Genomic DNA, 12645 nt, shown 5'->3' with positions numbered 1-12645 from the left:
AACGTTGCGCTCAGCGCGATTCCGCCGATGTGCCTATTCGATACGCCCCCGCGAAGGCGGCTGCAGGTCGGCCGGCAACACCTCGGGCGCGGGTCGTGGCGGCGCGGCATCGAGCAGCAGGTCTTCGCGCCGCGGCAGTTGGCGCAGATCGCTCAGGCCGAAATGCGCCAGGAACTCCGGCGTCGTGCCCCACAAGGTCGGCCGCCCAGGTGTTTCCCGCCGGCCCTTTGGCGCGATCAGATTCAGCTCCAACAGCGAGTCCAAGGTCTGCTGCGACAACGCCGTGCCGCGGATGTGCTCGATCTCGGGGCGAGTCATCGGCTGATGATAGGCAACGATCGCCAGCGTCTCCATCGCAACCCGAGGCAGCCGGCGCGGCGAATCGATTACCTTGCGCAGGCGGGGCGCGAGGTCGAGGGCAGACCGGAACATCACGCCGTTGCCGGCATCGACCAGTTCAACGCCGCGCCCGGCATAACGCGCCCGCAGTGCCGACAGCACGGCCTCGGCGTCGATATCATCCGCTAGCACCCTGGCAAGACCGCGCGGCGTGACCGGTTCGGCGCTGGCGAACACCAGCGCCTCGGCCAGCCGCAGCGCGTCTTCGTCGGGCTCTCGCGGAGGTGCCGCATCGCTCGCCGGCGGTTCGGCAAACGGCTGTTCGGCGGTCTGATGCCCGGCCTCAGGCTCGACAGGCAACGGATTCCAGTCCGCCGGATTGGCGATTTGCTGTTTGGGATCGTCGTTCATGCGTCCTGATCTACTTCAGCGTTGCCCCGGCGCACCAGGATCGGTCCGAACGCCTGCTCTTGGCGGAGCCTGATGGCACCTCCGCGTGCCATCTCCAGACCGGCCAGCAGGGTGCTTGACAGGGCGGCGCGCCGTTCGGTCGGACCGTCGACGTGGTCGGGCAGGAACTGATCGAGCGTACTCCAGTCCGGCAGGCTGCCGAGCAGATCAGCCAGACGTCGCAGCGCGTCCTGCACTGTCCATAGCGTGAGCGCGCGCGGCGTGTATGGCGAGCTTCTGGTCGCGCGCCGGATCGCCTGCAGGTAGGCGCGCACGAACGGACCTGGTTCCAGTATGATGCGTGAGCGATCGTATTCGAAGTGGGTCTCGGCCGCGCCGCGGGCGAACACGTCCTGGCCCAGAACCGGCCGCGCCGCCAGCCAGGAGGCAAGGCTGCGAACGACGTTCATCTCTCGCAACCGCTCGGCCAGTGCCTCGGCCGCCCCGTCGGCGTCTTCGAGGTCGTCGCCTTCGGCTGCGGGGACCAGCAGGCGGGATTTCAGCCAGGTCAGCCATGCCGCCATCACCAGCCAGTCGGCAGCCAGTTCCAGCCGGACCCGCCTGGCACCCTCGATCACCGCCAGATATTGATCGACCAACGACAGGATGGAGATCTTCGCCAGATCCAGCTTCTGCGACCGCGCCAGGTCGAGCAGCAGGTCCATCGGCCCCTCGAACCCTTCAAGCCGGAGCACGAGGTTGTCCGATGCCGGATCAGGTTCGGCTGTGTCAGATGAAGTTTCCATCCATCCCACCGGTATTTCGTCCTGCGAGCCAGAACAGGGTGCGGAATGCCCACGGCAGCACGTGGTTGAGCGCCTGTCCGACCGGATCGACCCCGATGATGCGGGGCAGGATGAACACAACCAGCAGGACGATCACGATGCCGGCTTTTTCGAGCCGCGCCCAGATCCGCGCCAGGCTCTCCGGCAGCAGGCCGACAGCGATACGGCCGCCATCCAGCGGTGGGATCGGCAGCAGATTGAACATGCCGAGCACGATGTTTGAAAGTATGAAATAGAGCAGGAATTGCTGGATCACCGCCTGGCTGGCGCTATCGGTATCGGCCACCGGAATCACCAGTGCGGCGAGCCAGGCGAGGAAGAAGTTCATCAGCGGCCCGGCGCTCGCCACCAGCGCCATGCCGCGCCGCGGATTGGGAAACTTCCAGGCTCCGATCGGCACCGGCTTGGCCCAGCCGAACATGAAAAAAATCCGGTGCGGGGGCACCAGTAACTGGCTGATCAGCAGGAAGCCCGGCAGGATGATGGTGCCGAACCGGTCGATATGGCGGATCGGATTGAGCGACAGCCGCCCGGCATCACGGGCAGTGGTGTCGCCCAGCGCCAAGGCGGCATAGCCGTGCGCGGCCTCGTGCAAGGTGATTGCCAGGACCACCGGAATGACAGCGAGTGCAAGGCTGAACAGGAGGTGATTCACGTCAGTAGCCGATCCCGCTCGGCGGTCAGCGCCGCCGGGTGAAGCGTTTGGTGGCGTCGAACGGCGGCGACCCGGACGGCGCGCAGGCGCTGCTGGGTACGGGCGTCTAGTGGCGGGACGGCGCGCAACAGTGCCTGGTTGGCGGCGAAATCGCCGCTGCAGTACAGCGCGAGGTCACAGCCGGCGATCAGCGCCTGGACCGCCAGGTCGGCCGGAGCACCGGAAAGCGCTTGCATCGCCAGGTCGTCGGTCACCAACACTCCTTTGAAGCCGATGCGGCCGCGGATGACGGTCTCGATCACCTTGGCCGACAGGGTCGCCGGAAGATGGGGATCGAGCGCCTCATACACGATATGGGCCGTCATCATCCATGGCAGGTCGGCGTTCAGCGCGAAAGCCCGGATATCGGCGGCCAGGTCGGTGTCGGTCAGCTTCGGTAGCGACAGATGGCTGTCGACCCGCGCGCGGCCGTGTCCTGGGGCGTGCTTGCCGACCGGTACGACGCCGGCGGCGAGCAGCCCATTGGCGACCGCCCGGCCCAGTCGGGCCACAGCGGCCGGATGGTGGGCGAACGCACGGTCACCGATCACGCCGTGCGCGCCGGGAACCGAGAGATCCAGCACCGGCGTGGCGGCGATGGTGAAGCCGGCGGTTCGGCATTGCCGACCGATCAGCGCACCGGTCAGCCAGGCAGCCCGAAGGGCCGCCGTCGGGTCGGTGGCGAATCGCTGACCGAGCGTCGCGGCGGCCGGGTGGGCGTCCCAGTGCGGTGGCTTGAGCCGGGCCACCCGTCCTCCTTCCTGATCGACCATGAGGTCGGCGTCCGCCAACAATACCTCCCGCAGCGAAATTATCAGCGCGGTCAGTTGCTCCGGGTGCTGGATGTTGCGGGAGAACAGGATCACGCCGGCTGGGGGGAGGGCCCGGAACAATGTGGCTTCCTCAGCCGAAAGCGTCGGTCCGGCGATCCCGACGATGGCGGCGCGGGTCGATGGGAACGTCATCGGTGTCGGCTTATGGTTCCCAGCATGGTGGACCCTTGAAGTGCCGCGCCAGGGCCGGATAGTGCCCTAGTATCCGGTCACAGAGAAGCGCGAGACGCGAAGCGTCTGCGGTTTGGCGCGTGAGTCGGATACTCAAACAAACACCGAGGTGTCGCGCTTCACTGATGCGCGATACTAGAAATCGGCCACCGAACAGCCGCCACCCTTGGCCCGTATGTGGTCACAGAAGGTGCGGGCCTGAGCCATGTCGGCGAAGCCCGATGTGCGAATGCGCCAGAACGTATGCCCATCCCGTTCGGTGCGAGAATAATCCGGCTGCCTGCCGTTGAGCAGGTCCGGCAGCCGCTTGGACAGCAACTGCCACTCGTTGCGCGCCGCATCCTCCGACGTGAGTGCGGCAAGCTGGACCTCGATCTGATGTCCGGACCCGGGGGGATGGGTTTCGGCGGCCAATACCGGCTTCGGGGCCGCCAATGGAGCGGGCCGGGCGAGCACGCTGGTGACCTGGGCTGGCTTGCCCGAGGGCGGCGGCGCGATGGCCGTGGGCAGCGGCGGGGTGATGGCCACGGGCGCCGGAGGAGCGGGCAGCGGCGGGGTAACGGCCAAAGGAGCGGGCGTCGGCGTGGTCGGTTTGATGGCGACGGGGGGCGCCGACGCGGTGCGCAGCGCCTTGGCGTCCGGATTCTCCGGCGGCGGAGCCAGCTTGGAGCCGGCGATGTCGGAACCGGCGGTGAACACGTCGTTCTCGGCGCCGTCGATCTTCATTCCGCCGGGGTTGTCGGGCTTGACGCGGATCGGTCGGGTGTCGGCGGTGATTACCGGGACCTCGGTGCCGCGATGACCGATCAGGGCGGAACCGCCGATCAGCACGACCAAAACGGCGCCGACGCCGCCGGCGAACAGCGCAAGGCGGCGGGTATCCGGGTCCAGCCGTCGGCGGACTCGGCCTTGGCCAGTGCCATAGCGGCGAGCCTGGGTTCCGCGATAACCGGGATTGGGGATGCTCAGATCGTCCGACACGTGACACTCTTTCCCGCTTGGCCTTGGCCGGCGGAATCAGCCGGCGGTCAGCGCATTTCCTCGACGGGCGTGACGCCCATCACCGCAAGGCCGGAACGGATCACGATCGCCGTTGCCGCAACCAGGGCGAGCCGCGCACGGGTCTCCGCCGGTTGATCGGGCTGCAGGAATCGAAGCGTGGTGTCGTCCTTGCCTCGGTTCCATAACATATGAAAGTCGGCTGCCAAGTCATAGAGAAAAAACGCTATCCTATGAGGCTCTCTTGCAATAGCCGCACTTTCCACGGTACGCGGCCAAAGTGCCAGGCGGCGCATCAGGGTCAGTTCGGGCTCTCCGGTCAGGGTGTCCAGGGCTGTCTCGGCCAGGTCGGGGTCGGCCAAGTCGGGGTCGGCCAGACCGTGGCGGGAGAACATTTCGGCCGCGGCGCGCAGCACAGAGCGACAGCGAGCATGGGCGTATTGGACGTAGAACACCGGGTTTTCGCGGCTGGTGGCCAGCACCTGGTCGAGATCGAACTCCATCTGCGCATCGGCCTTGCGGGTCAGCATGGTGAACCGGACAGCGTCCTTGCCGACTTCGTCCAGCAGGTCGCGCAGAGTGACGTAGCTGCCGGCGCGCTTGGACATGCGGACCGGCTGGCCGGCCTTGACGATGTGGACGATCTGGCAGAGCACGGCCTCCAGTTTGACGGCGTCGGCCGCGATCGCGCGAACCGCTGCCTTGATGCGGGAGACATATCCGCCGTGGTCGGCACCGAGGACGTCGATCAGCACGTCATAGCCGCGCGAGACCTTGTCGGCGTGATAGCCGATATCGTTGGCGAAATAGGTGTTGGAGCCGTCGGATTTGCGCAACGGCCGGTCGACGTCGTCGCCGAACCGGGTGGCCTGGAACAAGGTTTGCGGGCGCGGTTCCCAGTCGTCCGGCGTCTTGCCCTTCGGGGGTTCCAGCACGCCCTGATAAATCAGCCCGTCGGCACGCAACTTGGCGATTACCGCGTCGGCGGCCCCGGAAGCAAGCAGGGCGCGCTCGCTGGAGAAAACGTCCTGTTGCACGCCAAGCCGGCGCAGGTCTTCGCGGATCTCGGTCATCATTGCGGCAATGGTGAGGTCCTTGACCGCGTTGAGCCAGAGTTCGGGCGGGGCGATGCCGAGGTCGGGCGTGGCCAGCGAGGCTTGGTATCGTTCGCCCAGGGCTCTGCCGACGTCGGCGAGGTAATCACCCTTATATTGCAGTCCGCCTGGAACTTCGCTGGCGAACATCTGCTCGGTGATCGGCGAGCCGATGGCCTGAAGGTAGCGCCAGTAGGCCGCCCAGGCGAGCGCGGTGATCTGCGCGCCGGCGTCGTTGATGTAGTATTCCTTGGTGACGCCGTAGCCGGCCTTGGTGAGCAAATTGGCGAGCGCGTCGCCGACCACGGCGCCTCGGCAGTGACCGATATGCATCGGACCGGTCGGGTTGGCGGAGACGTATTCCACATTGATTCTGGTTCCCGCGCCGATGGTGGCGTCACCCCAGGATTCACCGCCTCGCAGAATGGCGGGGAGAATGGCTCGAAACGCGTCGGGGCGCAGGCGGAGGTTGACGAAGCCGGGCCCGGCAGCCTCGGCGGCGGCGACATCGGGTGCGGCGGTCAGGTGCTTGACCAAGGTGGCGGCGATTTTCGCGGGCGGCTGGCGGGCGGCCTTGGCCGAGACCATGGCGGCATTGGTGGCCATGTCGCCATGCGCCTGGTCTCGGGTGGGGGTGATCTCGACACGCGCCGCGACGTCCGCGGGCAGGTCGGGGACGATGTCGCCCAGGGCGGCGAGGACGGTCTCGCGCAGGCGGGCGTAGAGATCGGAGGAGTTCATGGTCGGGTGTTAGCGCGGAACCGAGGTCAGGGTCGATGGTGTTGCCTCGCCGGCGTCGGTTGCCGCCCCTGGTCGTGCTGTCGGCACGTGGCATTGCCGGTTCGGCGGTTGCGATGATCTGCGACGCTCACGACAGAGTTAACGGTTTATCAACTAGTTGAGGCTCAATGTGCTGTTTCCTCAAGGAAAGCACTCCACCCCTCCGCGTTTAGCTGCTACACGTCGAACGGAACGGGGCGACAAAACACGGAGCATACGAATGCGTGCCAGGTGGCCACTGCTTGCGACTGTGTTGAGTGTCGGTGTCGCCTATGTCGCCTATCCCTACGTGACGCTTTATCGGCTCGGATCGGCCCTCCAAAGCGCTGATGCCTCCACCTTGGAGTCTCTAGTTGACTGGCCCGCGGTGCGGGAGGGAATCAAGGAAGACGTCTGCGATCTTGGAACCGAAACGCCGGCGTCTACGACGACGGCGAGCTTGCCGCCGTTCGGAGCATCGTTCGTTCGTGGCATTGCATCGAACTCGATCGATAAATCTGTCACTCCGCAGGCGCTATTGGCCGCCGCGACCACCACCGTGCCGGCAAATCAGCCGACGCGGGCGCCGAGGGGAGCCGATGTCCACGTCAATTGGGCATTCTTCGACAGCCCAACCACGTTCCTGGTCAGTTTGCGGGCAGGCGGCCAAACGGATCCAATCAAGCTGGAAATGGACCTGCAGAACGGAGCATGGCGCGTGCAACGGGTATGGTTGCCGCCCGAGATGCTAGCCGCTGGCTCTAGGACCTGAGGCGAGTTCGCTGGTGATGCCGGGCTAGCGGGCGGCGATCTAGGCGGTCTTCTTCTGCACCATCGTTGCCAGATCGCCGACGCAGCGAAGAGCGTCGAGTTCGCGGGTGTTGAACTTGATCCCCCACTTCTCCTCGCAGGCCATGATGATCTCGATCTGCTTGAAGCTGTCCCAACCCTGCACCCCCTTTGCGGTGAGTTCCGGCGATAGCTTGATGTCGTCGCGCATGAACACGTCGTGGAAGATCTCTGTCAGATCGCCATAGATTTCGGCTTCCGTCGCCATCAGGTCAGCCCTCGACCACATGAATGAAAGTTTTGGCCGGCGTGAACGCGGCAAGATCCAGGATATTGCGGTTGCCGCCGGTGTCGTCCGTTTGCATAACGGTAAAGCCCAGCCGGGCATAGTGCTCCCTGACCATGGCGTTCTTCTTGGTCGGGATGTATTCGCCGATCAGCCGCCTGGCCCCCAGGTTGGCCGCTTGCTGGGCGATCAGGTTCAGCGTCGTCGGCTCGACCTGCCGTCCAAGCACGCGGCAGCTCATCAGCCAGGTATCGATATAAAGGTCCTGGTCCGCCTGCATTCGCCCGATGATGATGGCAATGATGCCGTTGTCGCCGAACCTGTCTGTCAGCCGAAGCTGCAGCCCGAAGGCCCGCGGATCGGACATCAGCGCGAGGATGTCTTCGTCGGTGTAGCGCCGGGTGGTGAGGTTGAACTGATTCGACTTGTTGATGAGCTGCACGATCCGCTGCAAGCCGAGCTTGTCGAAGCGCCGCCAGATCAGGGCCATCTCCAGCCCGCGCAGATACGACGGCAGATCCGTCACCGCCGCCTTCAGTGCGTCGCGCGCCTTGTTGCCCTGGTATTGCGAGGTGCGCTCGCGATCTTCATCGGTGACAGACAGCGCCTCGAAATAGCCGGCGTCGGATAGCGCCAGCGGATAACCGGTCGGATCGTCCGACACCTCGGGCACCGCGACCATGGGCAGCTCCTGACGCACCAGGTTGCGCTCGAAAGGATTGTCGTCGATGAAACACAGGGCATCGAGGCCGATGTTCAATTCCTGCGCGATGGCGCGGATGTTGTCGGCCTTGTTCGACCAGTTGGCGACGAAGCTGGCGATGTCGGCGCGCTTCAGCACCATGTCCGGGTGCTTTTCGAACGGCTCCAGTGCGTTGGCTTCGTCGTTCTTCGAACACACCGCCAGGATCACGCCGCGACGGCTGAGTTCGCGGGCATATTCCTGGAACGCGGCGTAGGCTTCCCCCAGCGGGCTGCCCTGACCGAGCACGATACCTTCCAGACCGTCATCACCGATGACGCCACCCCAGACCGTGTTGTCGAGATCCAGCACCAGGCACTTGAACGAGCGACCCTGCTTCGCTGCAAGCCAGCGGCCGACCAGATCGCCGTACAGCGGACCGGCGGTTGGCGACACCTCTTGCTTCGAGCGATGCCACAGAGCCGCGTCGTGCCATCTGCCGACACCATCGCGGCAGGCGCGGTCGTCGACCGCCAGCACGTCAATGCCCTCAGCATCGGCCATGTCGCGGATCGCCGCGTTCAGCCGGGTCAGCAGCCAGGCGCGTGACCCAGGCAGCCGGTGTTCGTTATTTCCAAGCAAAGACAGGTGAACCGGCAGCGCCGCCTGCTGGATGATCGGGCAGCGGAACGCTTCGCGGGCCAGGCGCCAGACCTCGCGCAGGCGGTCCCCCATCTCGGTCAACGCGGCGTCGGCGGTATCGGCGTCCATCGCCGCGGTTACCCCGGCGGTCAGGTGATAAGCGTCGAGCGCGACCAGTACCGCCGTGGGCTTGAATGCGTGCAGCGGTGAATCGGTGTCCGATAGTTCCTGCAGATATTGTCCGTAGTCGTTCTCGTAAGTGTCGACCCAGATCCCACGTCGCAGGCCGGCGACCCGGATGGCGGGCAGCAGGTGAGTCAGGGTGGAGGACCCCAGCACCGCGAGCCTTACTTTCTTGGTGGCCAGAGCCTCGGGCCCCGCAGGCAGCACGCGGCGGATGGTTTCATCCAGGGAATTGGTCAACACGAAATTCAGTCGCGCGTTGGCCAGCACAACGGCGTTTTCCCAGGCGGTCGCTGGATCGGCGGGCAAGGCGCGCAGGCGTTGACGCCAGTCGGCAATGGTCGGCAACCAATGGAGATCGGTCATGGATGCTCTCTTGTGCGTCGCGCAACGTCGATATCACCTGGGGCTCGGAGCGATCAACGAAAAACGCCGGGGCGCCGATATGGTATCAGTCTCAACAAGATGCAGCTTCCGAGGCGGAGGCCCGATAACGAAGCCTATCCGGCAGCGCGATGAATGTGGCCGTATTTATGCTGCGATATGGAAACGGAATAGCGCTTTAGCGGCCTCGTGTATCGGGTTCCCAGCCGGCCTCGTGGACCTCTTCCAGACGGGCGTTGAGTTCCGCGCCGAGCAGCACGGCGTAGGCGGAGATATAGAACCAGAGCATGATCCCGACAGCGGCCCCGAGCGAGCCATAGGTGGCGCCGAATGAGGATATCCGAGAGACATAGAACGACAGCAGCTCCGACGCGATCAGCCACAGCATGGTGGCCAGCACGGCACCCGGGATGACGCGCGGATGCGGCGGCTTGGGTCGCGATGGACCGAAGCGATAAAGCAGCATGATGGCGGCCAAGAAGAAGCCGATCAGCATCGTCATGCCGGCAAGGTGGATCAGTCCGCCGCCATGACTGGAAAGGCCGAGTAAATTGATCGCCGGGGGCAGCAGCAGCAGAACGCTTATCGCCAGGATCGCGCACAGCACCGAAACCAGTGTCATTGCCAGCCCGATCGCCTGAAACCGCAGGAAGGGCCGCTGCTCGGTCACGTCATAAGCCACGTTGACCGCCGACAGAACCGACTTGCTGCCGCTGGCGCTGCTCCAGAACGTCAGCAGGAAACTGACCGCGAGATGCAGGCTGAGCGCGCCGCCACTCTGGTTGACGAGTTGGTGTACGCGGTCCTCGATCAGCGAGAAGGCGGGTGACGGCAGCAGGCCGGACACCACCGCAAGCTGTTTTTCGGCGGTAACCGGATCGAGGATCATGCCGGCTACCGAGATCAGCATGCTGATCGCCGGAAACAGCGCCAAGGTGGCATAGAATGCGCAGCCCGCGGCGGCGAGCGAAACCCGATCCGACGTGCTCTCTCGGAGGGTGCGGCCGAGCAGGCCGTGCCACGCCGGGGCGGCGTGTCGAGGCGTCATATCGGGTGCCACGTCGTCCTTGGTTAACACAGTGCGATCAAGCATGTGGCTCGGCGCGGGGGGTTTTTTGACCCCGTACACGAATTTCCTATTGCAAGGGGGGGAGGGGGGTCTTAGATGGCGCTCACGCAGCAACGCACGTGCCTCTGGCCCTCTGTGGTTACGCAACGACGTCAAGCGTTCTGGCAATCGTTTGGTCGCTGGTTCGTTCGACCGTTTCGTCAACTACGCTCATCGCCTGGATAGGTGAGCGTCCAACCGAGGGAGGCCCGGCGCGATGACTCCGAAAATCGCCCGATTCCTTGCGCAGCAGCAGCCGGCCACGCCGTGCATGGTGCTTGATGTGGACCGCGTGGAGGATAATTTCCGCGCTCTGCGTGATGCGCTGCCGTTGGCGCGCATCTACTACGCGGTCAAAGCAAATCCGGCGCCGCAGGTGCTGGAGCGTCTGGCAGGACTATCCAGTTACTTCGACGCCGCAAGCATCGAGGAGGTGGTGTCTTGCCTGGACGCCGGCGCAGCGCCAGAGATGATCAGTTTCGGCAACACCATCAAGAAGGTGTCGGCAATCCGCCGGGCGCATCAGGCCGGCGTCACGATGTTCGCCTTCGACTCCCGAGAGGAGTTGCAGAAGCTTGTCCGTCATGCCCCGGGCTCTCGGGTCTATTGCCGCATTCTGGTCGAAAATGAGGGCGCGGATTGGCCGTTGTCGCGCAAATTCGGCACTACGATCAAGGATGCCCGCGAACTGATGTTGCAGGCGGGCAAGCTTGGGCTGGACCCGTACGGGCTGTCGTTTCACGTCGGCAGTCAGCAGGTCACCACGCACGCCTACGAGGCCGCCATCGGCAAGGTCGCGATGCTGTTCACCGACCTGACCGAGGCTGGCGTAAACCTGCGGATGATGAACCTGGGCGGCGGTTTTCCGACCCGCTACCGAGACGACGTGCCGGAGATTGACCGTTTCGGCGACGCCATCATGACGGCGATGACCCGGCACTTCGGCAACAACCTGCCGGAGATGGTGATCGAGCCTGGCCGCTTCGTCGTCGGGGATGCCGGCCTGGTGCAGGCCGAGGTGGTGCTGGTCAGCCGCCGTGACAGGCACGACCCGCTACGCTGGGTCTACCTCGATATCGGCCGTTTCGGCGGCTTGGCGGAGACCGAGGGCGAGTCGATCAAGTATCGCATCACCACGGCACACGATGGCAGCAAGACCGGGCCGGTGGCGATCGCCGGACCCACCTGCGACGGCGCGGACATCATGTATGAGAGGTCGAACTATCGGCTGCCATTGGCGCTGCAGTGTGGCGATCGGGTGGAGCTGCTGTCCGCCGGTGCGTATGTGACGACCTACGCCAGCACCAGGTTCAACGGCTTCGCGCCGCTCGCGGAGTATTACCTGTAAAGTCGGCTCCCCGCTATCGAATCAGCCCGGTCAGCGGGCTGGACGGATCCGCACCCATCCGACGCGGCATCCGGCCGGCCCGATAGGCCAACCGTCCGGCCTCGATCGCGGCCTTCATCGCGCGTGCCATCAATACCGGATCCTTGGCATGGGCGATCGCCGAGTTCAGCAGAACGGCGTCGCAGCCCAACTCCATCGCGATCGCCGCATCCGACGCGGTGCCGACACCGGCATCGACCAGGAACGGCACCGTCACGTGTTCCATCATCATCGAGATCATCGCCGGGTTTTGGATGCCCAGACCGGACCCGATCGGTGCACCCAGCGGCATGATCGCGACACAGCCCACGTCCTGCAGCCGCTTGGCCGCGAGTGGGTCGTCGGCGCAGTAGACCATGACCTGGAAGCCGTCCTTGATCAGCGCTTCCGCGGCCTGGAAAGTGCCTTGCATGTCGGGATAGAGCAGCGGCGGAGGTCCAAGGACCTCCAGCTTGACCAGATTCCACCCGCCTGCTTCCCGCGCCAGCCGCAAGGTGCGAACGGCTTCATTTGCGGTGAAACATCCGGCGGTATTCGGAAGGTAGGTGTATTTCTTCGGATCGACGTAATCCTGCAGCATCGGCGCGCCGGTGTCGGACAGGTTGACCCGTCGCACCGCCACGGTGACGATCTCAGCCCCGCTGGCCTCGATCGCGCGGCCAGTTTCCTCCAGGTCCTTGTAACGGCCGGTTCCGACGATCAGCCGAGAGCGGAAGCTCCGTCCTGCCACCGACCAGGTGTCGTCCGCCACGATTGATCCATCCATGCTCAGCCTCCACCGATGAAATGCACGATCTCCAGCGCATCGCCGCTGGCCAGCCAGGTCTCGGCGTAGCGCGACCGCGGCACGATCTCCTGGTTCCGCTCGACCGCAACCTTGCGGCCGTCGAGCCCAAGCACGCCCAGCAGCGCCGAGAGCGAAAGCGGGCCGTCGGCGGGGCCAGCGAACACCCTGGTTTCGCCGTTGAGGGTCAATGTCACGGAACCATGCATGCCATCAGTATGGGATGCCGGCTGCCTGACGGCAATGTTTGCGACCGACGGTTGCGGGGCGTCCAGC

Annotated in this window: 13 protein-coding genes; 2 read left to right on the top strand and 11 right to left on the bottom strand. The window is 65.0% G+C overall.

The features are described from left to right. Positions 1-33: 33 nt before the first annotated feature. From scpB to argS, 6 genes are all read right to left on the bottom strand, one after another. On the bottom strand, positions 34-750 hold the full coding sequence (gene scpB, locus ACQY4Y_RS10815; protein WP_428490555.1) for an SMC-Scp complex subunit ScpB: 717 nt from the start codon (positions 748-750) through the stop codon (positions 34-36). After that, positions 747-1484 (bottom strand): segregation and condensation protein A, encoded by a 738-nt coding sequence (locus tag ACQY4Y_RS10810; RefSeq protein ID WP_428490554.1) that lies wholly within the window; start codon positions 1482-1484, stop codon positions 747-749. The genes scpB and ACQY4Y_RS10810 overlap by 4 nt, the downstream gene beginning before the upstream one ends. Positions 1485-1518: 34 nt before the next feature. Continuing rightward, on the bottom strand, positions 1519-2229 hold the full coding sequence (locus ACQY4Y_RS10805) for a site-2 protease family protein (protein ID WP_428490553.1): 711 nt from the start codon (positions 2227-2229) through the stop codon (positions 1519-1521). Further along, entirely contained in the window at positions 2226-3233 is a 1008-nt protein-coding gene (gene nagZ / locus ACQY4Y_RS10800; RefSeq protein WP_428490552.1) for a beta-N-acetylhexosaminidase, read from the bottom strand. The genes ACQY4Y_RS10805 and nagZ overlap by 4 nt, the downstream gene beginning before the upstream one ends. A gap of 174 nt (positions 3234-3407) precedes the next feature. Then, positions 3408-4253: an SPOR domain-containing protein gene (locus ACQY4Y_RS10795; RefSeq protein WP_428490551.1), complete on the bottom strand. Its 846-nt coding sequence runs from the start codon at positions 4251-4253 to the stop codon at positions 3408-3410. A gap of 47 nt (positions 4254-4300) precedes the next feature. Further along, positions 4301-6106 (bottom strand): arginine--tRNA ligase, encoded by a 1806-nt coding sequence (gene argS / locus ACQY4Y_RS10790; protein ID WP_428490550.1) that lies wholly within the window; start codon positions 6104-6106, stop codon positions 4301-4303. 292 nt (positions 6107-6398) lie between these two features. Between argS and ACQY4Y_RS10785 the strand changes: the two genes are divergently transcribed. Continuing rightward, positions 6399-6896, top strand: coding sequence for a DUF2939 domain-containing protein (locus ACQY4Y_RS10785; RefSeq protein ID WP_428490549.1), 498 nt, complete (start codon positions 6399-6401; stop codon positions 6894-6896). A 39-nt stretch (positions 6897-6935) separates the two neighbouring features. On the opposite strand, the gene ACQY4Y_RS10780 is transcribed toward ACQY4Y_RS10785, so the two are convergent. From ACQY4Y_RS10780 to ACQY4Y_RS10770, 3 genes are all read right to left on the bottom strand, one after another. Continuing rightward, the gene (locus tag ACQY4Y_RS10780) at positions 6936-7181 is read right to left on the bottom strand and encodes an acyl carrier protein (protein WP_428490548.1); all 246 of its coding nucleotides are present in this window, start codon (positions 7179-7181) and stop codon (positions 6936-6938) included. Positions 7182-7185: 4 nt separating this feature from the next. Then, on the bottom strand, positions 7186-9072 hold the full coding sequence (locus ACQY4Y_RS10775; RefSeq protein WP_428490547.1) for an HAD-IIIC family phosphatase: 1887 nt from the start codon (positions 9070-9072) through the stop codon (positions 7186-7188). 196 nt (positions 9073-9268) lie between these two features. Beyond that, positions 9269-10183: a YihY/virulence factor BrkB family protein gene (locus ACQY4Y_RS10770; protein ID WP_428490546.1), complete on the bottom strand. Its 915-nt coding sequence runs from the start codon at positions 10181-10183 to the stop codon at positions 9269-9271. 232 nt (positions 10184-10415) lie between these two features. On the opposite strand from ACQY4Y_RS10770, the gene ACQY4Y_RS10765 reads away from it, so the two are divergent. After that, a complete protein-coding gene (locus tag ACQY4Y_RS10765) occupies positions 10416-11546 on the top strand; it encodes a type III PLP-dependent enzyme (protein ID WP_428490545.1) in 1131 nt (376 codons plus the stop codon). A 13-nt stretch (positions 11547-11559) separates the two neighbouring features. Here the strand turns inward: ACQY4Y_RS10765 and ACQY4Y_RS10760 are convergent, their stop codons facing one another. Then, positions 11560-12351: a thiazole synthase gene (locus ACQY4Y_RS10760; protein WP_428490544.1), complete on the bottom strand. Its 792-nt coding sequence runs from the start codon at positions 12349-12351 to the stop codon at positions 11560-11562. Between the two features lie 2 nt (positions 12352-12353). Continuing rightward, positions 12354-12566, bottom strand: a complete 213-nt coding sequence (gene thiS / locus ACQY4Y_RS10755) for a sulfur carrier protein ThiS (RefSeq protein WP_428490543.1) — start codon at positions 12564-12566, stop codon at positions 12354-12356. Positions 12567-12645 lie beyond the last annotated feature (79 nt).

Origin of the sequence: Rhodopila sp. (genome assembly GCF_965277165.1) — a bacterium.
Taxonomy (GTDB): domain Bacteria; phylum Pseudomonadota; class Alphaproteobacteria; order Acetobacterales; family Acetobacteraceae; genus Rhodopila.
Note: the sequence above shows the minus strand (reverse complement) of the source record. Positions and strands in the feature narration are given on the sequence as shown.